Origin of the sequence: Mucilaginibacter jinjuensis (assembly GCF_028596025.1) — a bacterium.
Lineage (GTDB): Bacteria > Bacteroidota > Bacteroidia > Sphingobacteriales > Sphingobacteriaceae > Mucilaginibacter > Mucilaginibacter jinjuensis.
In genome coordinates this window covers 5,901,928-5,925,778 of the sequence record NZ_CP117167.1, presented here as the reverse complement: position 1 = coordinate 5,925,778, position 23,851 = coordinate 5,901,928, and the positions used below count along the sequence as shown (strand labels likewise).

Annotated in this window: 21 protein-coding genes; 10 read left to right on the top strand and 11 right to left on the bottom strand. The window is 43.1% G+C overall.

What is annotated here, in order from left to right; all coding sequences use genetic code 11:
* Positions 1–105 precede the first annotated feature (105 nt).
* From PQO05_RS25640 to gltX, 6 genes are all read right to left on the bottom strand, one after another.
* Complete coding sequence (locus PQO05_RS25640) at positions 106–2,040, bottom strand: fumarate reductase/succinate dehydrogenase flavoprotein subunit (RefSeq protein ID WP_273630357.1); 1,935 nt, start codon at positions 2,038–2,040, stop codon at positions 106–108.
* A gap of 96 nt (positions 2,041–2,136) precedes the next feature.
* Positions 2,137–2,913 carry a succinate dehydrogenase cytochrome b subunit gene (locus tag PQO05_RS25635; protein WP_273630356.1) on the bottom strand — a complete coding sequence of 259 codons (777 nt, stop codon included), beginning with the start codon at positions 2,911–2,913 and terminating at the stop codon, positions 2,137–2,139.
* 354 nt (positions 2,914–3,267) lie between these two features.
* Positions 3,268–3,831, bottom strand: coding sequence for a hypothetical protein (locus PQO05_RS25630; protein ID WP_273630355.1), 564 nt, complete (start codon positions 3,829–3,831; stop codon positions 3,268–3,270).
* Positions 3,832–4,006: 175 nt separating this feature from the next.
* Positions 4,007–5,548, bottom strand: coding sequence for a YifB family Mg chelatase-like AAA ATPase (locus PQO05_RS25625; RefSeq protein WP_273630354.1), 1,542 nt, complete (start codon positions 5,546–5,548; stop codon positions 4,007–4,009).
* Between the two features lie 201 nt (positions 5,549–5,749).
* Entirely contained in the window at positions 5,750–7,159 is a 1,410-nt protein-coding gene (locus PQO05_RS25620) for an MORN repeat-containing protein (RefSeq protein WP_273630353.1), read from the bottom strand.
* A 282-nt stretch (positions 7,160–7,441) separates the two neighbouring features.
* Positions 7,442–8,962, bottom strand: coding sequence for a glutamate--tRNA ligase (gltX, locus tag PQO05_RS25615; RefSeq protein ID WP_273630352.1), 1,521 nt, complete (start codon positions 8,960–8,962; stop codon positions 7,442–7,444).
* Between the two features lie 158 nt (positions 8,963–9,120).
* On the opposite strand from gltX, the gene PQO05_RS25610 reads away from it, so the two are divergent.
* Positions 9,121–10,359 carry a sensor histidine kinase gene (locus PQO05_RS25610; protein ID WP_273633554.1) on the top strand — a complete coding sequence of 413 codons (1,239 nt, stop codon included), beginning with the start codon at positions 9,121–9,123 and terminating at the stop codon, positions 10,357–10,359.
* Positions 10,360–10,627: 268 nt separating this feature from the next.
* On the opposite strand, the gene dcp is transcribed toward PQO05_RS25610, so the two are convergent.
* Positions 10,628–12,769, bottom strand: coding sequence for a peptidyl-dipeptidase Dcp (gene dcp, locus PQO05_RS25605; RefSeq protein WP_273630351.1), 2,142 nt, complete (start codon positions 12,767–12,769; stop codon positions 10,628–10,630).
* Between the two features lie 130 nt (positions 12,770–12,899).
* Between dcp and PQO05_RS25600 the strand changes: the two genes are divergently transcribed.
* Positions 12,900–13,412 (top strand): DinB family protein, encoded by a 513-nt coding sequence (locus PQO05_RS25600; protein ID WP_273630350.1) that lies wholly within the window; start codon positions 12,900–12,902, stop codon positions 13,410–13,412.
* Between the two features lie 220 nt (positions 13,413–13,632).
* Positions 13,633–14,145, top strand: a complete 513-nt coding sequence (locus tag PQO05_RS25595) for a DinB family protein (RefSeq protein ID WP_273630348.1) — start codon at positions 13,633–13,635, stop codon at positions 14,143–14,145.
* Between the two features lie 144 nt (positions 14,146–14,289).
* On the opposite strand, the gene PQO05_RS25590 is transcribed toward PQO05_RS25595, so the two are convergent.
* Together PQO05_RS25590 and pdxA are read right to left on the bottom strand one after the other, a co-directional pair.
* Entirely contained in the window at positions 14,290–15,471 is a 1,182-nt protein-coding gene (locus PQO05_RS25590) for a DUF5009 domain-containing protein (RefSeq protein ID WP_273630347.1), read from the bottom strand.
* A gap of 95 nt (positions 15,472–15,566) precedes the next feature.
* The gene (gene pdxA / locus PQO05_RS25585; RefSeq protein ID WP_273630346.1) at positions 15,567–16,622 is read right to left on the bottom strand and encodes a 4-hydroxythreonine-4-phosphate dehydrogenase PdxA; all 1,056 of its coding nucleotides are present in this window, start codon (positions 16,620–16,622) and stop codon (positions 15,567–15,569) included.
* A gap of 144 nt (positions 16,623–16,766) precedes the next feature.
* Between pdxA and rsmA the strand changes: the two genes are divergently transcribed.
* From rsmA to PQO05_RS25555, 6 genes are all read left to right on the top strand, one after another.
* A complete protein-coding gene (gene rsmA, locus PQO05_RS25580; protein ID WP_273630345.1) occupies positions 16,767–17,546 on the top strand; it encodes a 16S rRNA (adenine(1518)-N(6)/adenine(1519)-N(6))-dimethyltransferase RsmA in 780 nt (259 codons plus the stop codon).
* A 286-nt stretch (positions 17,547–17,832) separates the two neighbouring features.
* Positions 17,833–18,567, top strand: coding sequence for a hypothetical protein (locus PQO05_RS25575; protein WP_273630343.1), 735 nt, complete (start codon positions 17,833–17,835; stop codon positions 18,565–18,567).
* 58 nt (positions 18,568–18,625) lie between these two features.
* A complete protein-coding gene (locus PQO05_RS25570; RefSeq protein WP_273630342.1) occupies positions 18,626–18,871 on the top strand; it encodes a hypothetical protein in 246 nt (81 codons plus the stop codon).
* Between the two features lie 228 nt (positions 18,872–19,099).
* Positions 19,100–19,987 (top strand): NAD(P)-dependent oxidoreductase, encoded by an 888-nt coding sequence (locus tag PQO05_RS25565; RefSeq protein ID WP_273633553.1) that lies wholly within the window; start codon positions 19,100–19,102, stop codon positions 19,985–19,987.
* Between the two features lie 206 nt (positions 19,988–20,193).
* Positions 20,194–20,667 (top strand): transcription elongation factor GreA, encoded by a 474-nt coding sequence (gene greA, locus PQO05_RS25560; RefSeq protein WP_273630341.1) that lies wholly within the window; start codon positions 20,194–20,196, stop codon positions 20,665–20,667.
* 101 nt (positions 20,668–20,768) lie between these two features.
* Entirely contained in the window at positions 20,769–21,191 is a 423-nt protein-coding gene (locus PQO05_RS25555) for an HIT family protein (RefSeq protein WP_273630340.1), read from the top strand.
* A gap of 99 nt (positions 21,192–21,290) precedes the next feature.
* On the opposite strand, the gene ruvC is transcribed toward PQO05_RS25555, so the two are convergent.
* Complete coding sequence (gene ruvC, locus PQO05_RS25550; protein ID WP_273630339.1) at positions 21,291–21,881, bottom strand: crossover junction endodeoxyribonuclease RuvC; 591 nt, start codon at positions 21,879–21,881, stop codon at positions 21,291–21,293.
* A gap of 117 nt (positions 21,882–21,998) precedes the next feature.
* On the bottom strand, positions 21,999–22,877 hold the full coding sequence (locus tag PQO05_RS25545; RefSeq protein ID WP_273630338.1) for an ATP-grasp domain-containing protein: 879 nt from the start codon (positions 22,875–22,877) through the stop codon (positions 21,999–22,001).
* Between the two features lie 223 nt (positions 22,878–23,100).
* Here PQO05_RS25545 and PQO05_RS25540 point away from each other — a divergent pair, with 223 nt between their 5' ends.
* Positions 23,101–23,850, top strand: a complete 750-nt coding sequence (locus PQO05_RS25540) for a hypothetical protein (protein ID WP_273630337.1) — start codon at positions 23,101–23,103, stop codon at positions 23,848–23,850.
* Position 23,851: the final 1 nt, after the last annotated feature.

Sequence of the window (23,851 nt, the reverse complement as noted above, 5' to 3'; positions counted from 1 at the left end):
TGTAAGATTAGAATATTGTTAATTAAGTTGATTGAGTTGGATTAAGTTGATTATGTTATGAAAGCAGAACTACTCACCTAATCAACCTTAAACTAATCAACCCCCTTATTTATAGTTCCTTTGTGCTAAATGTACGTTTTCAAATACCAGCTCTTCTTTGTTAAGTTCTTCTGGTTGGTTTTCGCCCATAAATTTCCAGGCAGCAACAAATGCGAAGTTTTCATCATCGCGTAAAGCTTCACCTTCTGGTGTTTGTGATTCTAAACGGAAGTGGCCACCGCATGATTCTCTGCGCATTAAAGCATCATCAACCATCAGTTCACCCAGTTCGATAAAGTCGGCAACACGGCCGGCGCGCTCCAGAGCTGCGTTGATCTCGTCATTTTCGCCGGTAACAATGGCGTTTTTCCAGAAATCAGCTTTCAGCGCAGCAATCAGGCCTTTAGCTTTGGTTAAGCCTTCGGCTGTACGGGCCATACCACAATATTCCCACATAATTAAGCCCAGTTCGCGGTGATACTCAACCACGGTTTTGGTACCTTTTAATGCAAGAAGTTTGTTTACATGAGCAACAACATCAGCTTTTGTTTGAGCAAAAGCAGGGTGGTTAGCATCAATCGGTTTCGGGCCAATGGTAGCCAGGTAATCACCCAAAGTGTAAGGGATAACAAAGTAACCGTCAGACAAACCTTGCATCAAGGCCGAAGCACCAAGGCGGTTAGCGCCGTGGTCAGAGAAGTTAGCCTCACCCAGGCAATATAAACCAGGTACGGTAGTTTGCAAGTTATAATCAACCCAAAGGCCACCCATTGTATAGTGTACCGCAGGGTAAATGCGCATTGGTTGCTGGTAAGGGTTCTCGTCAGTAATCTGGATGTACATATCAAACAGGTTACCATATTTAGCCCTAACGGTTTCTTCGCCTAAACGTTTAATCGCGTCAGCAAAATCAAGATATACCGCTAAACCTGTTGTACCAACACCACGGCCTTCGTCGCTCATTTCTTTGGCGTTACGTGAAGCCACGTCGCGCGGAACTAGGTTACCGAAAGCTGGGTATTTTCTTTCCAGGAAGTAATCGCGATCGTCATCTTTAACGTCGCTTGCCTTAATCTGTCCTTTTTGCAGTTTTTCTGCTATCTCAACAGTTTTAGGCGCCCAAACACGGCCATCGTTACGTAACGACTCCGACATTAGGGTTAACTTACTCTGGTGTGTACCCGTTACCGGGATACAAGTTGGGTGAATTTGTGTATAGCAAGGGTTAGCAAAGTAAGCACCGCGTTTGTGTGCACGCCATGCTGCAGTAACGTTTGAACCGATTGCATTGGTAGATAAATAGAATACGTTACCATAACCACCTGTACATAACAATACAGCGTGGCCGGTGTGCGTATCAATTTCGCCTGTTTTTAAGTTACGGGTGATGATACCTTGTGCTTTGCCGTCAACAACAACAACATCAAGCATTTCGGTACGGGTATACATTTTTACTTTACCCTCGTGGATCTGGCGGTTTAGGGCAGAGTATGCACCTAATAATAATTGCTGTCCTGTTTGGCCACGTGCGTAGAAAGTACGTGATACCTGTGCACCACCGAATGAACGGTTATCTAATAAACCTCCGTATTCGCGGGCAAAAGGGACACCTTGTGCAACGCACTGGTCGATAATATTTACCGATACTTCAGCCAAACGGTGTACGTTAGCTTCGCGTGCGCGGTAATCGCCACCTTTAATGGTGTCGTAAAATAAACGGTAAACACTGTCACCATCGTTACGATAGTTTTTAGCAGCATTTATACCACCTTGCGCAGCAATAGAGTGCGCACGGCGTGGACTATCCTGAAAGCAGAATGCTTTTACATTATAACCTAATTCGGCCAGTGAAGCTGCTGCCGATGCGCCTGCCAAACCTGTACCTACAATAATTACATCGTATTTACGCTTGTTGGCCGGGTTAACCAGCTTTAAGTTAAACTTATGCTTGCTCCATTTTTCGGCCAATGGACCCTGAGGAACTTTTGCATCTAAACCCATTTCTTTTCTAATTTATTTTAGTGAGTGGTTGATTGTGTTGATTAAGTGAGTAGTTCTGCTTAAGAACCATTTGCTTAAGAACCTTTTCAACTAATTCTACTTCATGAAAAAATAATAAACCGGCATTGCGGCAAAACCAAGCGGGATAATAGCCCCGAAAAACCAGGTGCCGATAAACTCAACAATTGGAGTGTATTTGCGGTGTACCCAGCCCATAGTTCTGAACGCGCTTTGGAAACCATGTACCAGGTGAAAGGTTAATGACCCCATTGCAATTACATAGATAGCTACATACCACCATAAGCTAAAGCTTGCCTGCACACGTGCATGTAAATCTTTAACACGGATAACTTCGGTATTGCCATCAAATGATTGTGAGTGCTCAAAATCAGCTTTCTCTGGTGTGTAGGCTGCTTCGGTTCTTTCGCCTGTAGCCAGGTTGGTGCGGTACTCTTTAAAAGCTACCGTGTTGGTAAACTTGTACTTGTACCAGAAATCGCCCATGTGGATTACGATGAACAAAAACAGGATTGAACCCAGAAGGCCCATGTTTTTTGACGACCATGTTGCAGGCGCTTTGGTTGCTACTGCATAACCAATTGGCCTGGCCTTGCGGTTTTTGGTGGTTAAGATAATTGCATACAAAGCGTGTACCAGTATACTGGCATACAAAATGTAAGCGACAACCTCAATCGGTGGAAAGTGTGTCAGGAAATTGGCATACATGTTAAAGCTGTAACCGCCATCATTACAAAAAAGTAACAGGTTACCGCCAAGGTGTACAATTAAAAATGTACACAAAAACAAGCCCGTTAAAGCCATAATCAGCTTTTTTCCCAGTGACGAGTTAAAGGTTTGTTTAGTTTCGCTCATTATTAACAGATTTATTGGGGCAAAATTATTTATTTATGCCGGGAAAGATATAAACGCTTTACACTTATTATAGCGGAATTGGCTATTTAGAAACGTTCTAAGTATTTTACAGTTGGATGACAGGGTGTTTTGAGAATTATAAGCCCCGGAACGTCATTGCGAGGAACGAAGCAATCTTCGTCCTACAAAGAAGATGCTGAAATATAGCAGGATACGAGCAAAATTTATTGAGTAATATTGTTTGTAAAGCAATGCCAGTACTCATCGGTTACAGCAGCCCCGTGTTCCGCTCATACTGCACAGGCATTAGCCACATGGCCGGTATCCGCTTCACCCAGGTTTAGGGATTGAAGGTTATTGCAACTCCAGATCATAAAAGGTTACAAAATCATAGCCCAATGCGCCATGCCTTACGCCGCCTTTCACGTTGTCGCCAAGTTTTAATGTTTGGTAAACCCACTTGTTAATGTTAATATGCTTATCTATCTGATCGTAATGAAGAAATACATGATAGTATGACCTGCCTTTTGAGGTACTGATATTTTTATTCTCAACCTTAAAGATGTGATAGATAACTGCCGGGTCAGCATATTTATAATTGACATAACAAGCAACCGAAGGTACAAGTAAGCCAAGCCCAATTATTAAGTAACCACAAACTCCATTTTTAAGGGAGGGAATGGTAAACACATCAGGCTGCTTAGATCTTATTATTAAAATAAGAAGCAGTGCCAGCAATAAGCCCGCAGAGGCATAAAGTAACAGAAACTGAATGTTGTTTACAATTCCATGAGCGTAATAAGTGCCATACGATGCAAGAGAAATAATGCCAGCACCCATAACAACCATACAGGAAATGTAGATACGCTTGTTAACCGGGCTTGTTTCTGATACTGTTTTGTAAAGCGATTGTGCCATTATTTTAGGGGTATTTATGGAATGAAGTAACTAAATTTTTTTGTCATTCTGAACACAGTGAAGAGCCTTCGCGCTCTATATAGCCGCTTGCTACCATCCGCACCACACTTCGAGTGCCTCAGTGTGACAGCCAAGATATGATCTTGTCTCTTGTTTCTCGCCTCTTGTCTCTCTTCTACCCGGCCCATCCCTCTCTATCTAAACTCCTGAATTGTATTGCCTCGGCCAAATGTTCTATTTGAATATCTTCGCTTGCAGCAAGGTCGGCAATGGTGCGGGCTACTTTCAGGATGCGGTCGTAGGCACGGGCAGAGAGGCCCAGTTTTTCCATCGCTTTCTTAAGTAGGTTCTGCCCGGCGGTACTGATCTTACACAATTCGCGTACCATTTGCGGGCTCATTTGTGCATTGGCATGCAGGTCTGGCCTATCCACAAAACGTTCTATCTGGACTTCTCTTGCTTTAATTACCCGCTCGCGGATCAATTCGCTTTCTTCCGCCTTGCGTTCGGATGATAGTTCATTAAAATTTACCGGGGTAACTTCTACATGCAGGTCGATACGATCTAATAACGGGCCGGAGATTTTACTCAAATATTTCTGCACCACACCCGGCGGACAAACACATTCTTTCTCGGGGTGATTATAATAACCGCACGGGCATGGGTTCATACTGGCCACCAGCATAAAGCTCGATGGATAGTCAACAGTAAACTTGGCGCGCGAGATGGTAACCCGGCGTTCTTCCAATGGTTGGCGCATTACTTCCAGTACGCTGCGCTTAAATTCGGGCAACTCGTCCAGAAACAAAACGCCATTATGGGCCAGCGAAATTTCGCCCGGTTGCGGGTTGCCACCACCGCCAACTAAGGCTACGTCCGAAATAGTATGATGCGGCGAACGGAATGGCCTAACCGTAACCAAGGCATCTGCTGCCGAAAGCTTCCCGGCAACTGAATGGATCTTGGTGGTTTCCAGTGCTTCCATCAAACTCAATGGCGGCAGGATAGAAGGCAACCTCCGCGCCAGCATGGTTTTACCCGCGCCCGGCGGGCCTATCAGTATCACATTGTGCCCACCAGCTGCGGCAATTTCCAAGGCGCGTTTAATATTTTCCTGGCCTTTTACCTCACTAAAATCGCTGTCGTAGTTGCAGAGGCTGTTGTAAAACTCATCTCGGGTATTTACAATTTCGGGTTCCAGCTTCAGGTCGCCATCGAAGAAACCTACAAGCTCTTTAATATTATCAACCCCATAAACTTCCAGGTCGTTTACAATGGCAGCTTCGCGGGCGTTTTGTTTGGGAAGGATGAAACCTTTAAACCCTTCTTTACGTGCTTGTATCGCAATAGGCAAAGCACCTTTAATCGGTTGCAGGCTACCATCAAGAGATAGTTCCCCCATGATGATATACTTATCCAGTTCTTCAGTAACCACCTGGCCCGATGCCGCAAGTATGGCGGTAGCGATAGTTAAATCATAAGCCGAACCTTCTTTGCGGATATCAGCCGGGGCCATATTAACCACAATTTTTTGCCGCGGCATCCTAAAGCCGGATGTGCTTAAGGCGCTCTCAACCCTTTGCATTGATTCGCGCACGGCATTATCGGGCAGGCCAACTATAAAATATAAAGGTTTGCCGCCGCTAATATTAACTTCTATGGTAATGGTTGTAGCATCGATACCGTAAACAGCGCTGCCAAAGGTTTTAACTAACAAGGTGATAAGAATTTATGAATTGCTAATATAATTGGTTTGAGGGAGAATTAGCAAATGGAAAATAGTGTTTTCCTATTTTGTCATTGCGAGGTACGAAGCAATCTCGTAGCTGTGTAAATCGAATAAGCACTGGCGACGAGATTGCCACGCTAACGCTCTCAATGACAAGAGGGGGGGATCGATATGTAATATAATCAAAAATTAATCAACCAACTCTCCAATCCAATCAACCAAACCTTCCGCATCAACAATCGACCAGGAGTGCGGGTGTCTTGTACCATCAAGCCTGTAACCTTTACCAAGCGCCGGTATAAATGATGCATTCTTATTACCGATTATATTCAGAAAGTTAATCATGGCCGATTGGTCAACGGCATTCATGTCGTAATAATCACGGTTGCGTTCTTTCATTTGCCATAATATATCGGGGTCGCAGTAAATTCTTACCGGCACATCTGTAAGATACTTGGCATTACCTCCGTCCACCTGCGACCGGGAATACATAGAATGTTTGATATACTCATCAGGAAATTGGTCGGGCGAACCGCCATAAATTTTATTAAATGAATTAGCAAGCCATTTGGCTTCTGCCAGTCCGTTCATCATTCCCTGACTTAAGTTGGCCCGGCCATCGTTCATGGTTATAAAACGTTTCGAAGTATTATACAGCCCAGCCATATCAACAGGAGGATCGGCACCAAATACGGCTTTAGGGATAATATAAGTTTTGTTGCCGCCTGCTTTTGCAATTTCGGTATACCTTAATGCAAGCATGCCGCCGCCTGATAATCCACCAATTATAAATTTATCTTTAGGCAAATGATAACGATCTGTTACTTGTTGAAATGTGTTGTTTAAAAATTTAAGGGTTAGATTATCTTCATCAATAGCAGCGTTATTAATAGATAACAATATGGTAATGATATGCTGATCTGATGCCTGTTCAACTAACTTTTTATTGTTGCAAATAACACTTTCTACCGATTCGCCGCTGCTAGGTAGCAAAACCAATACGCCTTTAATACTGCCCTCAGGTAATACGGTGTAGTAAAATAACGAGTCAGTCTTTTTAACATCGCTATAAATATGTTCTGTATTCTGAAGGTTTGATTTAACCTTCGCAAGGCGATTCAAATACTGATTATCCAGGTTGATAAACTGCCCGTCGAGAAAATGTCCTTTCATTGATAGTCTGGTTTTAAAGGTCATAGTTCCCGGACCTTGTAAAGTATTATTTACAAATTGAGCTTTCATTACATTCCCATCATCATTGATCAGGCCTTTACCTTGTAACCGGCCATTTTTAAATGTGCCTTGCAAGGTATAATTATCGCCATATGCTAATTTACCCCGGCCTTCGGGTTTGCCGGCTTTTAGATAGCCGGTGTATTTGCATGAATCTTGTCCGTTCTTTTTCCAGGTAGCAATGCCATAACCATCGGCATAATTGCTCAGGCAGGTTCCTGTCCAGGTAACGGTGTCTTTAGTAGTGTAATTATAATCGAAAATCAGGCAATTGGAATTGTTGATTTGAATGTATTTTCCGGGAGGGCTTTGTGCGAATACGGTAAGTGAAAGAAGTGAAATAAGGAAAGTAAAAATTAATTTCATACAGGTTTAAGCATAAAGCTTAAATGTCTGTAATTTTAAGAAGCGAGCGGATTATTTAACGCTTTTTAACTTTTCAAAAATGGACCTTGCAATAACGAGATGTATTTATCCAATTTGTCATTGCGAGGTACGAAGCAATCTCGTAGCTGTACAGATCGAATAAGCATTGGCGACGAGATTGCCACGCTATCGCTCGCAATGACAAAATGGGAAGTATCAAACAAAAAAAGCGGCTCATCGCCGCTTTTCAAAATATTGTTTCCTGATTCTTGCTTCTGAAGCCTAAGCTGTAAACGCTTCTAAAGCCAATCCAATCCTTTTCACAGTTTCATCCTGGCCAAGTAGTGCAGCAATATCAAACACATGCGGACCGAATTTACCACCAACCAGCATAATGCGGAAAGGTAGCATTACATCACCAATCTTCAATGCTTTTTCTTCGGCTAATGCTTTAAAGGTAGCTTCCAGTTCGGCAGGTTGCCAAACGGGGGCGGCTTTGTAAGTTGCTATTAATGCGTTAAAGAAATCGGTTTTAGCGTCAGTCCATTTTGGTTTTACGGCAGCCAAATCATACTCGGCAGGCACTGCAAAAAAGTAGGCCGATTGCTGATAAAAATCCGGCAGTAAAACCACACGGTCTTTAATGGTATCTATTACTTTTAACAGGTAGGCATCATCGCTAATAACAATACCCTTATCTGCAAGTATCCCTTTAACTTCGTCCTTTATCTTTTCTCCTTTTTCCTTTTTGATCCACTCGGCATTGAACCATTTTGCTTTTTCGAAATCGAATTTTGCACCGGCTTTGCTTACGCGGTCAATCGAGAATTTTTGGATCAGTTCTCCAATCGTAAATAACTCCTGGTCGGTACCATCGTTCCAGCCTAAAGTTGCCAGCAGGTTAATAAATGCTTCGGGTAAAAAGCCTAACTCGCGGAAACCCGGGGTTAACTCGTCGGTTTTAGCATCAAACCAGTTCATGGCATAAACCGGGAAACCCAGACGTGCACCATCACGTTTGCTTAGTTTGCCGTGGCCGTCTGGTTTTAATATTAATGGCAAGTGTGCCCATTGCGGCATTTGCTCCTGCCAGCCCAGGTATTTCCAAAGCAGCAGGTGTACAGGGGCGCTTGGCAGCCACTCTTCGCCACGGAAAGCATGGGTAATCTTCATCAAAAAATCGTCTACCACCACCGCAAGGTGATAAGTGGGCATGCCATCAGCTTTCAACAGCACTTTATCGTCAACCAAATTGGTATCAAAACTTACCGCGCCGCGAATCATATCGGTAAAACCAATCTGTTCGTCTTCCGGCATTTTAATGCGGATCACGTGCGGGGCATGTGCATCTAATAAGGCATCAACCTCATGTTGGCTTAATGAAATGGAATTGCACATCTCGTTACGATGTGCCTGGCCATATTGAAAGTTAGGGATCTCTTTACGTTTTTGCTCCAGCTCGGCCGGGGTATCAAAGGCGTAGTAAGCATGGCCTTGTGCAACCAGGCGTTCGGCATACTCGCGATAAAGCGGTTTACGTTCGCTCTGGCGGTACGGCGCATAAGGGCCGCCAACCACAGGGCTTTCATCGGCTTGTAAACCGCACCATTTAAGGCAGTCTAAAATATATTGTTCGGCACCCTCAACATAGCGGGTTTGGTCGGTATCCTCAATCCGTAAAACAAAAGTACCATTGTGCTGCTTTGCAAAAAGGTAGTTAAACAATACGGTACGTACGCCGCCGAGGTGTAAACCACCGGTTGGGCTTGGTGCAAAACGCACCCTTACTTTCTGGTCACTCATATCGGGTGCAAAGATAGGTTTATAGTTGATTAGGTTGAAATGTTGATTAAGTTGAGTGGTTGCCTAAAACTTAATCAACCCAATCAACAACTCAACTAAATGAACCCTCGTATACTAACTGAAAAAAAATTACGTAATTTGAGAAGTACCACAACATGATGAACCCTTACGAACAAAGAAAACGCTGGAAATATTTGCTGCTTGCTTTTGCTGTAGTTATAGCCAGCGGATCATTGTTATACACCAAATACCTTGTTAATAACCTGGTTAGGGCCGAGCGTACCCGTGCGCAGGTGTGGGCGTTGAGTATGAAACAATTGCTCTCGTCTGATGATAATGATAATGTAAATTATGTTTTGTCTGTACGCGACAGCTTGTCGGTACCTGCCATTGTTGTTGACGAAAAAGGAGATTTAAAATTTTCGAAAGGACTGGATACCACTAAAACATTTATACCCGAAGTAGTATCTGCCGGGTTAAAGGATAGAAACTTACCCAAATACGACCTGCAATATTTTAAAGATGAGTTGGCCAGCATGAAAAAACAACATGAGCCTATTAGGGTTGATGTTTTTCGCGGAAGCTATTGGCTGGTATACTATAAAGATTCACCGTTGCTTACCCAGTTAAGGGTATTTCCTTATATCCAGCTTTCTGTTATTGCCGTGTTTTTAATGGTTGCTTATACTGCATTTAACTCTTCACGAAAATCTGAACAGAACCAGGTTTGGGTAGGGTTGGCTAAAGAAACCGCCCACCAGTTGGGTACGCCAATATCTTCATTAATGGCCTGGATTGAGTTGATGAAAGAGAAATTTAATGCCGAGGACGACCCGCTGATTGCCGAAATGGAGAACGACGTGCACCGTTTAGAAATTGTTGCCGACCGTTTCTCGAAAATAGGTTCGAAGCCGGTACTGGAGCCACAATATGTTTATGATGTGGTGAAAGATTATGTTGATTATTTCCGGGTACGTGTAAGTAATAAAATAACCTTCGAGGTAACCGGTAACCGCAACTTAAAGGCCGGCCTCAATATCCCGTTGTTTGATTGGGTGATTGAAAATTTACTTAAAAATGCCGTTAACGCCATTGATGGCACCGGAAGCATCAGGGTAGACATATCTGGCAGCAAGGCCGAAAAGAAAATTTATATAGATGTAACTGATACCGGTAAAGGCATCCCGCGTAATAAGTTCGAAACCGTATTTAAGCCAGGTTACACTACCCGTAAGCGAGGTTGGGGCCTGGGCCTCTCACTCACCCGCCGTATGGTGGTTAACTACCACAACGGGCAAATATTTGTAAAAGATTCTGAACTGGGTAAAGGCACCACCTTCCGCATTGCGCTGAAAAGTATGATGAAGGAAGTGGCAGAACCTGCTGTGGTGGCGTAAGGTTTTTTCTCACTATGCATTTAATCCATCCCGCCATGCTTCGAGTGCCTCAACATGACATCCTTTCCTTTATTTAATTTATGAAGATGCAAAAAGAGCGCTGTTATGCTGTCCCGACTCCGTTGGGACGAAGCATAAGCGTTGGCCTCTACGATATGTTAATAAAAAAGGGTGTCATCCTAAAGCCCGAAGCGCAGGGAGCAGAGACCCTGCCCACCATGCTTCGAGTGCCTCAGCATGACACCCTTTCTTTTATTCTCTTTTTTCCTTACTTCACCAATCCCCTGCTCTTCAACATCGGGTTAATATCCGGGTTGTGGCCGCGGAAGGCTTTGAACATATCTGCGTAGCTTTCGGTATTACCTTTAGACAAGATCATATCGCGGAAACGCTGACCATTAGCGCGGGTTAAACCACCGTTTTCTTCAAACCAGGAGAAGGCATCATCATCCAACATTTCAGTCCATGCGTAAGCATAGTAACCGGCGGCATAGCCATTAGACCAGATGTGCAGAAAATAACTTGAGCGGTAACGCGGCGGTACCTGCGATAAATTCAATCCGGCTTTTGCCAGAGATGCTGCTTCAAATTTATCTACATCCTGTTTGGCATTATCGGCGCTAAGGGTGTTCCATGCCATATCAATAGCATCACCACCCAAAGCTTCGGTTAAGGCATAGCCCTGGTTAAAGGTGCCTGCTTTTTTAATTTTATCAACTAAAGCTTGTGGCATTGGCGCACCAGTTTGGTAATGTACAGCGAAGTGGGCAAATACTTTAGGATCCATCATCCAGTGCTCATTAAATTGCGATGGGAATTCTACATAATCACGCGCAGTATTCGGGCTGGCCAGGGTTGGGTACTGCTCATTAGCGAACAAACCATGCAACCCATGACCAAATTCGTGGAACATGGTTTTAGCATCATCGGCGCTAATTAAAGCCGGTTTACCTGGTGCTGGTTTGGTAAAGTTGCACACGTTATAAATTACCGGTTTCTGGTTCAGTAATTTAGATTGTCCTACAATGTTGCTCATCCAGGCACCACCGTTTTTATTATCGCGTTTAAAGTAATCGCAATAGAAGATACCTAGCTGGCTGCCGTCTTTGTCAAATACATCAAATACACGTACATCAGGTTGGTATACAGGTAAATCTTTACGCTCTTTAAACGTTAATCCGTACAGTTGGTTGGCTGCATAAAATACACCATCCTTTAAAACCTTATCCAGTTCAAAATATGGTTTAATCTGGTTCTCATCCAGGTCATATTTTGCTTTGCGCACCTGCTCTGCATAAAAATTCCAATCCCAGGGCTCCAGTTTAAAGCCACCTTTTTGTTGATCTATCACAGCCTGAATATCGGCAGCCTCAGCTTTTGCTTTTGCAGTAGCGGCTGGTACCAGTTTACCCAGAAATTGCTCAACAGCTTCTGGTGTTTGGGCCATTTGATCGCGCAGTTTCCAGTCGGCATAGTTTCTAAAGCCTAACAACTTAGCTTCTAAAGCGTGCAGTTCGGCAATACGTGCAATGGTTTTGCGGGTATCGTTGGCATCGCCTTTGTCGGCACGCGTGTATGATGCTTCAAATAATTTCTGACGGGTTGCCCGGTTACTCAGCGACTGCAGTAATGGTTGCTGGGTAGTATTTTGTAATGATAATAACCATTTACCATCCTGCTTAGCGGCTTTTGAATTCTCGGCAGCAGCCTGGATTTCGGCATCTGATAAGCCGGCTAATTCGCTTTTGTCGGTAATTAATAATGCACCGGCTTTGTTAGCTGCCAGTACCATGTTGGTGAATTTGGCGCTCAGTCCGGCTTCTTCCTGGTTGTATTTCTTAAGCGTATCTTTTGCACTTTCAGATAGGTTAGCCCCGGCCAGCTCGAACCGTTGTTCGTAATATTCAACCAATCGTTTCGATTCGGCATCCAGTTTTAAATCGTTGCGTTTTTGGTAGATGGCCTGTACACGTTTAAACAATTTGGTATTTAAGAAAATGGCATCGGTGTTTGCAGCCAGTTTAGATGCTTCATCTTCCTGTACCTTTTGCAAGGTGGGGTTGGTATTGGCACTGGTTACGAGGTTAAAAACGCCGTTTACACGGTTAAGCAATTGTCCGCTTTTTTCCAGGGCCACTAAAGTGTTTTCGAAAGTAGGCGCTTCTGTATTATCTGCAATTTTGCTGATCTCGGCTTGCTGCTGCTTCATGCCTTCTTCAAGGGCAGGCTGGTAGTCGCTATCTTTTATCTTGGTAAAATCTGGTGCCTGCAAGGGTAGCTTGCTTGCCTCGAAAAACGGATTAGTGGCTTCGCCATTATCTGCGCCTGCGGTGCTTAAACGTTTGCAGGATACACCCGCAACAGCGAGCAGTGCCAGTGCCGACAGACCGGAAATTTTTTTCAGGTTCATATTTTATAGTTAGTTGTTTGTTAGTAAATTATGAGACGTTTCTATTTGCGCAATATTGCATCTAAAAAAATAGAAGCGGGTAAAATTATAATTTATATTTGATGCTATAAAGCTATTGTTACAAGCCCTTATGAGTACACCTTTACCAAATGAATATGCCCCCTTGCAGGCCAACTATGTACAAATTGCCAGTAACCGCGGTGATATTGTTAAACTGTTAAACAAGTTAAAAGACGATACCTACGAGTTTTTAACCCAGATACCCCGCGGTAAAGCAAGCTTTGCCTACGCCGAAGGTAAGTGGACTGTTAAACAGGTAATAAGCCATTTGATTGATAGCGAACGGATATTCGCCTACCGCTTGCTCTGCTTTTCGCGCGGAGAAAGGACGGAACTGCCAAGCTTTGACCAGGACCAGTATGTATTTGCGATAGATGCTGAGAGCAGAAGCATAAAAAGCCTTGCAGACGAATTTAAAGCAACGCGCGAGGCCAACATGTATCTTTATGAAAGCCTAACCCCCGAGCAGCTAACCCTTACCGGCAGCGCCAATGGTTATTTTATGACCGTTAACGGTTTGCTTTATGTAATAGCCGGGCACGAAATACATCACCTGGGTATTTTAAGAGATAGATATTTGTAGAGGAAGAGGAGAGGACAAAAGAGAAAGGAAGAAAAAGAAACGAAAGTTTTGCAGTCGCTCGGCTCTTGCCGAGTGACGACTATCAACAGGCCTCAGGCCTATTTTAATAACGGCCGGAGGCCGCGCAATACAGGTCACCCGGCAAGAGCCGAGCGACTGCGGAGGAGAGTAGGGCTATTCAAATTATTTTATATTTGATGGTACACCAATACCACAATTTATGAATGCACCCCAACCCGATGAATACTCGCCGATGCAGGCCGGTTATGTACAACTGGCCAGTGAACACGGTGATGTTATTGAATTACTCACTGAGCTAAAAGACAGCACCTATAATTTCTTTATGCAACTGCCTCCCGAGAAAGGAGACTATGCCTACGCCGAAGATAAGTGGACGGTAAAGCAATGCCTGAACCATATAATTGATACCGAAAAAATCTTTGCGTATCGCCTGCTCTGCTTCGCCCGTGGCGAAAAGCAAATCATGCCGGGATTTAGTCAGAATGATTATGAGGCAGCAGCGCACTCTAATACCCGCACATTACCCAGTTTGGCCGAGGAGTTTAAAACCGTGCGTGCCGGTAATCTATTTTTCATCAATAGTTTAACGCCTGAAGAATTGGCCATCAGAGGAAATGCCACCGGTTATACCATTACTGTTAAAGCATTACTGTATGCTATGGCTGGGCATGAACTGCACCATTTGAATATTTTGAGAGAAAGATATTTGTAGGGGATGGACGGAAAGATTTGTTAACTTTCTTTTGTCATCCAGAGCGATAGCGAAGGATCTTCTTCGTAATGCATTGCTGCTGTACAGGGCGCAGAAGATTCCTCGTACCTCGGAATGACAAAAGGGGTACAACCACTCACCAAATTAAATCTTCAACCTAATCCCAATCTTATTTAACAATCCGGCCAGCCAGATCATCAGGAATGAAAACACCAGGCATTTAATTAAGCCGCCTGTGCCTTCGCTCAGGTATTCGGGATAACCCAAATCGGTCATTTGATAGATAGGGTAGAAGAGGAAGGGCACCAGGTAGCAGGTAAAAGTTTGCTTGCCTGCGGGTTCTATAATTTTAACCCAGTTGTACTTGTGTTTAAAATCGACCACAAAGGCAAAGAAAGCATATACCACTAAACTGATACCGGTACAGATAAATACCCACGATGGCGTGTCGTGCGCTTTAGAAATACCACCGCTAAAGTAGCGTACAATAAAGCCGAGGTTGAAAAGGATAATGGCCAACAGGATCATCCCTGCCCAAAGCAATTTGACTTCCTGGCTTTGTTTAAGGCGCATATACATTACAGATACAAATATGCCTGCCATGGTAAAGGCTTGCATAGCGCCATTACCGGCTATCCAGGCATATTTTTGCACACCGCTCAAAAAGTTAAGCATGCCGAAATGAAAATCAAGGTTGAAGAACAGGAAGAAGATCCATGCTGCGGCCTGGATCCACAACAACCCACCAGAATAGTAATAAATAAGGCTGCACAACAAATACGACCAGCCAATTAAACCCAATATACCCCACCAGGTTAAGTGTAACCATGATTGACCGGGATCGCTGGTTTTGTAGAGGAGTGACATTACGATCAGCAAACCAATTCCAAAACCTTGTAGTATATATCGTTTTGCCTTTGTGATCTGGCTGTAATCGAGAAATATGAAGAAGAAACTAAAGGTGAGCAGGCTTTCCCAAACGGGTTGAGGGAGTAGGGCAGCATGTTCATCGTAGGTTTCCATATTGGCATGATAAAAACCAATGAGTATCAGGGCAAATGAGCGGGTAAAGATCCGCATCGGGATTTTGGTATCACCCTGTTTCATCCGCTTTTCGAAAGCGAAGGGTATAGAAAGGCCTACTATAAATAAAAAGGCCGGGAAAATAGTATCGGCAAGGCCAAGGGCATCTGCATTAACTCCGGCGTGCTTAAGCCACGTTGGTACTTTGGGAATCCCGTCCAGATCATTTACAAAGATCATCAGGAACATGGTAACCGCGCGGAACGCATCTATTGACCTTACCCGGTTGTAAACATTATTCATTAGGTAGATAGATGTTAACGGGCATGATTTTGTTTTAATGTAAACGCAGTTTTACATTAAACTGTATGTTGTAAGTTAAAAAACAATCGGGGTAGTTAATCCCGGTCGCGGCTTAACTTGGTAAACTTCAATGGATTTTCGTTCAGTTCGGCTGTCTCGCGTCTGTGTTTTACAATATGGATAGCTGTAAACAAAGCTTCGCGGAATGAAATTTCTGAGGCCTGGTTTTTACCTGCAATATCATACGCCGTGCCATGATCGGGCGATGTGCGTACAAATTTTAATCCCGCAGTGTAGTTAACACCCGATTCAAAAGCGATGGTTTTAAACGGAATTAATCCTTGGTCGTGGTACATGGCCAGCACTGCATCAAACTGCATGTAAGTGCCGTTGGCAAAAAAGCCATCAGCCGGGTAAGGGCCAAATGCCATAATATCATTGGCACGGGCTTCTTCAATAGCCGGAATGATTGTAGTTTGTTCTTCGGTGCCAATTAAACCGTTATCACCTGCATGCGGGTTTAAGCCCAGCACGGCAATACGTGGTTTCCGGATCCAGAAATCGGTTTGCAATGAAGCGTTCATCAGCTTCAGCTTACCCAGTATTTTCTCAACGGTAATACTCTCTGCTATTTTAGTAACAGGTATGTGGCCGGTAACTACGCCAACACGCAGGGTATCGCTTACTAAAAACATTAATGACTCGGGCGCATTATCACGCTCCTGCAAATATTCGGTATGTCCCGGAAATTTAAACTCGTCGTTCTGGATGTTTTCTTTGTTGATGGGGGCGGTAACCAACGCATCAATATCGCCGTTCACTAAATCATCAGTGGCTTTCTGCAAAGAAAGGAACGCGTATTTGCCGCCGGTTTCGTTGTTAACGCCAACTTCTATCTTCACGTCCTCTTCCCAGCAATTAATCATGTTGGCTTTTTTGTGTACAGCCTGCGATGCATGGCTGATAACGTTAAAGTTGAGGTCGTGTACGTTGCTTAAACGGCGGTGAAATGATGCAACTTTAGTATGCCCGTAAACAATAGGTGTACAATAATCAAAAACGCGCGCATCGGCCAAAGTTTTTATAATTACTTCGAGCCCAATGCCGTTTACATCACCAATACTAATACCTACTTTAATTTTTTCGCTCATACTTACAGAATTACACCGATAGAAAATTGATTGCACCGATATCGTGTCGAATCAACATAATCGCTGCAAATAAAAGATTTTAACACCAATATTCATGACAAAAGCGTAAATATCACGTAATTTGCTGCAAATAAACTCACGAATATGTCATTGGTCAGAGCGAAAAAGCACCTGGGTCAGCACTTTCTGACTGATAAAAACATTGCTGCCCGTATTGTAAACGGACTAAATCCGGAACGAGGCTATACCCAGGTACTTGAAGTTGGGCCGGGTATGGGAATCCTGTCGGACGTGCTGTTACAGAAGACCGAATACGAAACTTACCTCATCGATATAGATACCGAATCGTATGAGTTTCTGCTGAAACAATACCCCACTGCTGCTCCGCGCATAATCAATGCTGATTTCCTGGAGATGGATTTCAACACCATATTTAAAAAGGACTTCGCCATCATCGGCAACTTCCCCTACAATATTTCTTCGCAGATCTTATTTAAAGTATTGGATAACCGCCACCAGGTTGTTGAGGTGGTTGGTATGTTCCAGAAAGAAGTGGCCGAACGCTGCGCTGCCAAAGCCGGAAGCAAAGAGTATGGCATATTAAGCGTTTTTCTGCAAGCCTATTATAAGGTAGAATATTTGTTTACCGTAAAAGCCGGTGCGTTTAACCCGCCACCAAAGGTTTTATCGGGCGTAATCAGATTAACCCGTAATGAGGTATTTACTTTAGATTGTGATGAAAAACTATTTTGGCAGGTGGTAAAAGCAGGCTTTAACCAGCGCAGAAAAACTTTGCGTAACGCGCTATCGTCACTCATCAATAAAGAAAAAATGGGCGAGGAGGCATTACTTGAATTACGAGCAGAACGTTTAACCGTTGCTGATTTTGTGAACTTGACTAATAAAATAAGCGAAACGAGGTAAACCCCTCCTAAATCCTCCCTGGTATAGAAGGCTTTTCTACCCCTTGTTAATGTTAGGAGTGGTAGCACAGTCATTGCATTCCCCTAAATTAGGGGAACACTACTGTCAGTGCAACTTGCCCAAATGTTAAAAAGGGGTATAACGTTAGGCCGACCAAACTTGTGAATGCACCATAGTACCGGAGGAGACTTAGAGGGAGCTAATAATGAAAATCGCAATACTGATTAAGCTCGGTAATAATTAAAGGCAGCCTATTCCGTTACAGCTAATAAAATCATAAGCTTAGATGAAATATTGCTTGTTAGCTATTCTGTTTCTAATGGCCTACCAAACTACTTATGCCCAAACCAAGCCGGGCAGCGATATTATAATTTCAACCAAAACGGTTTTTATCCATTACCAGGGGCAAAAGGATAGCCTGATGTTTCCGGAAGTTTCAACTAAGTATCCGGCACTAACAGAGGCCCTATCCCCAAAGAATTTATTGCAGGGCGACAAGCTTGAAGATGTTGTGGCTAATTATCAAAAATGCGGCTGTGGTATAACGGGTGTAACTTATAGCGTTGGGTTTGTAAATGCCGATGTAATATCGATCGAAATATATTATAACCGGATGGACGACCACCCAACATCATTCGGTGAGTGGCTAACGCTTGATGTGCATACCGGGAAACCATTTACACTCGATAACGAAATTACCCAGGCTGGTGTTGATTATTTAACAGCGCGTTATAAAAAATGGCTAACGCAGAACATCAACGATGAAAAAATAGTAAAGGAGGATGAAGACGCGCAGAAAGATGTTTATGATGATTTGCTTAATTCGACAGAAGCATTAACCCCCAAAGTGATTACGAGCGACTACATTTTTGCCGACAAGGGCATACTGCTAAAAACAGATACCGTATTACCGCAGGAAGCACAGGACCACGAGCCTAACCGTGTTTTGCTGATTACTTATGCACAGCTTAAACCATATATAAAATCAACTTCGGTAGTGTTAAAGAACATACATAAATAGCATTAATTATCAGGTAGTTAATTGTGTTTGTGAGGTATATTTTTATGTATATTTGATTATGGACCTGCAAACCGAAAAATTAGAGTTGATAAAACAGCTGCTGGAGGTAAATGATCCCGATGTGCTGTGTGAGATTAAAGCCGTGCTGAAGCGTAACAGTACAGACTTTTACCATTACCTGCCCGATGCCGTTAAGCAAAGCATTGAAGCCGGGTTACGGGATATTGAAAACGGAAACTTCCACTCGCATCGCCACGTGCCGCATGAGCTCGAAACCCACTATGGTGTTCATGAACATCATTGATCCTAAACGGGCTTTTACCAAATAGCTAAATCTTTTGCCGGGGAGTTGAACGGCCCGTTGTTGTGTGCTTATACCGATTGGAGGGCACATTCTGTCAGTTGATTTGCATCTTTTTTGCTATCTACACTAATTATCAGGGTTTACATTATTTTTGCGCCTCAATATTAGCATAATAAGGCCTTGGATAATAAAAACATACTCATTGTTGATGATTTGCACCCCGCCTTTATGGAAGGTGCCGAAGCTTTAGGTTTCAATTGCAACTATCAGCCTAAAATAACAGTACAGGAAGCACTGGCCATTTTGCCGGAGTACGCAGGTTTGGCTATCCGCTCTAAATTTCAGGTGAGTAAAGAGGTGATAGACCTGGCCACTAATTTAAAGTTTGTAGCCCGTGCCGGTGCCGGTATGGATAATATTGACGAGGCTTACGCACTTGAGAAAGGCATAACCCTGCTTAACGCACCCGAAGGAAACCGCGATGCCGTTGGCGAACATGCCATTGGTATGCTGCTATCACTCATGAATAATTTTAACCGTGCCGATGATGAAGTGCGTGCAGGCGAATGGCGTAGAGAGGCCAACCGTGGTTATGAGTTACGCGGTAAAACCGTAGGTATAATTGGTTATGGCTTTATGGGCAGCAGTTTGGCCAAAAAGCTTTCGGGTTTTGGGGTTGATGTAATTGCTTATGATAAGTATAAAACCGGCTTTAGCGATGGTTATGCCCGTGAAGTAAGCATGGAGCAAATTGTAAAGCTTAGCGATGTGCTGAGCTTGCATATCCCCCTCACCAAAGAAACCAAAGGCATGGTTGATGACGAATATTTATTCCATTTCCGCAAGCCTATCTTCTTTTTAAATACAGCCCGTGGCCCGATTGTAAAAACTCAAGCGGTGCTAAACGCCATTAAAGATGGTAAGATTCTGGGAGCAGGGCTGGATGTGCTGGAGGTAGAGAAGTTTCCGGGTTTGGGTGAACAGGCCTGGTATGAAGAGTTGCGCACTTCGGGCAAGGTATTACTAACCCCGCACGTAGCTGGCTGGACATTCGACTCGTATCGCCGGATAAGCGAGGTTTTGGCCGATAAATTAAAAACAATTGCACAGCCGTAGCTGTACTTATAAACACACGTGAACATTAGGCGGTTAAAAAATTTGGATTTTAAAATTTAAATCGCTTATCTTCGTTTTACACCAAACAAGACTATGCCGGTATGCCGTTATAGTCTTGTTTGTTTTTAAAGCCCTTGCGTAACGTAAAATCGGAAGGGCGGTTTTATTTAATGACATTAAGAGAAGTTTTAATATAATATTGAGTTATGGCAGATGTTGCATACTACACCAAAGAAGGTTTAGAAAATTTAAAGGAAGAATTACAGCAGTTAAAAACTACAGGGAGGGCTAATATTGCTAAAGCAATAGCAGAGGCACGTGATAAGGGTGATCTTTCTGAAAATGCAGAATATGATGCAGCTAAAGAAGCACAGGGTTTGCACGAAGCCAAAATTGCCAAACTGGGCGAATTGCTGGCCAATGCCCGCTTACTGGATGAGTCGAAACTGGATACATCAAAAGTTTTGGCTTTATCGGTAGTTAAAATCAAAAACGTAAAAAACGGCGCTACCATGAGCTATCAGCTGGTATCAGAAAATGAGGCCGATCTTAAAACCGGTAAAATTTCTGTAGCATCACCAATAGCCAAAGGTTTGTTAGGTAAAAAAGTAGGAGAAAAAATAGAAATCACCGTACCTGCCGGTAAAATGGAATTTGAGATACTGGAAATCAGTAGATAGATTTTAGTTATTGAGTGTATTAAGTTATTGGTTGTTAAAACAAATTATTACAACTGCGCTTAGTACACTCATTAACCCAATAACAAATAACTTAATAACCAATGCCCACCATCTTCTCCAAAATCATAGCAGGCGAAATACCCGCACACAAAGTTGCCGAGAGTAACGAGTTTCTGGCTTTTATGGATATTAGTCCGCTGGCTGAGGGCCACGTACTGGTGATCCCCAAAAAGGAAGTTGATAACCTGTTCGATCTGGATGATGAGACTTATACCGGCCTGCAAATGTTTGCCAAAATTGTGGCAGGTGGTATTAAGCGTGCCATCCCTTGCCTTAAGGTTGGCGTTGCAGTAATCGGGCTCGAAGTACCGCATGCACACATCCATTTAATCCCGATTAACAAGGTGAGCGATATCGATTTTTCGCGTCCGAAATTATCGTTCAGCAGCGAAGAGTTAGCTGCAACAGCAGCTAAAATTAAGACGACGATTCACAACGAAATTAGGGAAGAAGACGGCGAGTAACTGCAGTTAGTTATTAAGTTACTGGTAGGATGTATAGTTTCGTACCATTTATTACGCTCACAAATAATAACTCAATAACCTAATAACAAATAACTACAATTACTTCTTAAACTTAATCGGCGCGTTTACCCGTGATTTATTCTCTTTCGCGAACGATTCCCAACCCGAATAGCTGATCTTACTACCCCTGCCTGTGGTTATTTTCTGGAAGCTGTGGCAAACGGCAACAGCCAAGCCATCGGTGGCATCTAAAAACTCAGGCGTTTCTTTAAATTGAAGTAATTGCTGTAGCATAGCGGCTACCTGCTCTTTGGTGGCATTACCATTGCCGGTTATAGCCTGCTTAATTTTCCGCGGCGAATACTCATTCACCGGGATATTGCGAGATAACGCCGCCGCTATACAAACCCCCTGCGCCCGGCCCAATTTTAACATTACCTGGATGTTTTTGCCGTAAAAAGGAGCTTCAATGGCCAGGCAATCAGGATGATACATGTTGATTAGTTCAACCGTTTTTTCGAAAATGCGCTGCAGCTTAATCATGTGGTCATCGCCCGCCGGTATTTTCACAATGCCGAGGCTTATCATTTCGGTTTTAGAGCCCAGCTCCTTAACCACCCCATAACCCATAACCTGTGTACCGGGGTCAATCCCTAAAATAATGCGCTCTTTGCTGCCTGGCAATCCCATAGGGCGTAAAGATACGGGTTGTCAGTTGTCAGTTGTCAGTTGTCGGGACCTTTTTATTCGTTATTTCTTGTAGAATGCGATTATTATTTTCCCGACAACCGATAACTGACAACCGAATCACACCACCGCAACATCATCCGTCAGTCTCACCATTTCGTGTTCCAGGAAATCAATTAATTTTTCAGTTGGGTTAAAGCCGGGACCATTCTCTGCATTATTAACAAAGTTCGATGTTGTATTTACTGCGGTGTAAAGCACTTCTTCGGTGCGTTCGTCAATAATATATTCTACACCGCCAACATCAATGCCTGCATTTTGCACAATGGTTTCCACACACCTGATGATGCTCGCCGATGGTGTGCAGGTTTCCGTTTCCGACTTATGAATATGATTTTTTGTGGCGTATAAATATTTGCCGCCAATGGTTTCTACCCGGGTAATATAACCACCGGCGGGTTCAATAAATTCCTGCACTAGGGCGCTATGGTCGGCACCAAGGTCAATGCGGTTATTAATAACGGCATCGTTTATTTCATCGGTCGAATTAAAATATTGGGCCAGAGTATTGTTGCCATCCACATTAGGTTTAATTACGATGGGGAAACGCAACCCATCGCAAGCTGCCTTCAATTCAGATACATGGTTTATTACATGCGTTTTAAGGTGTTTTATGCCCAGTTGCTGCAATAAAATTAATTGAAGTGCCTGAGATACATCGTGCGAGAAGGCCCTCGAACCATTAATAACCCGCACGCCATGCTCTTCCAGGTGCCTTAAATAGCCAAACATATAGAATACGCTATGCATGCCGTGGTGCAGGTAAGCAGAGAGCCCCATCAGGTTATAAAATACACCGAAGCGGGGCGCCTTTTCTTCAATACAAAAATGATGTTTAAGCTGGTTACTGGTTTGGTAAGGTATCACTCGTATTTCCAGTTCTTGCAGAAATGACCGGAGCTTTTCGGGTTGCTGGTGAGCTATAATGAAGGGCCGCATAGTAGTATGGATTTAGTGAATAAACCGGTTTAATAACATACAGCGCAGTACAAATACAGGTATTGCAGGTTTATAACAATTAATACATCGATGTTGTTACAAATGATAAATACTAAAAAGTCATTTTTTTACAAATAAACTTAACTCTTTATAGTATTAATTATAGATTTGGTTTTGAGACGATAACGTCTCGGGATATTGCATCTTTCTCCTCTTTTTTGCAATGAAGAAACCAATTATAAGCGCACTGGCCCTTGGCCTGTTGCCTCTTTTTTTTATGACCAGCAGCTATGCCCAAAAAGCAAGCGCCGACAGTACTGCAAGCAGTTATGTTGAAAGTTATATCGTAAGTAATTACAATAAAGCCGTTGGTGAGCAATCGCGGTTATATAATGGGATTGAATATACGGCCTATAGCCCGCTGATAAAAAGCAATGCCAATTTTCACGATTTGAAAGACCTGGTTGCGGGCACGGTAATGTTTGATGGCTATACTTTTACCAAGGTACCCATGCTTTATGATTTAAATAAAGATTTACTGGTAGTACAACTTTACAATAAAGTTTCGAATTATATTTTGGCGAGTGACAGGGTTTCGAGTTTTGATATTGACGGCCAGCATTTTGTATACATATCTGCCGATACGGTTAACAATAAGACTTTTTCATCTGGTTTTTACGGTCAGTTTTACAGTGGTAAAACCGAAGCCACTGCGCGGTATAGCAAATCAATCCAAAACCTAACCTCGGGTAATGATATTGAAACCTATTTTACAACAACAAAAAAGCAATTCTATATTAAACGCGGGGCAGATTATGAGGCAGTAAGCAGCGAAGGTGATATTTTAAAACTGCTTAAAGACCATAAAAAGGAATTGCAGCAATACATTAAAGCCAACGATCTGAATTTCAAAAAAGCACCAGAAAAGTCAATAGCCGCTATCACTTCTTATTATGACCATCTAAACCATTAAT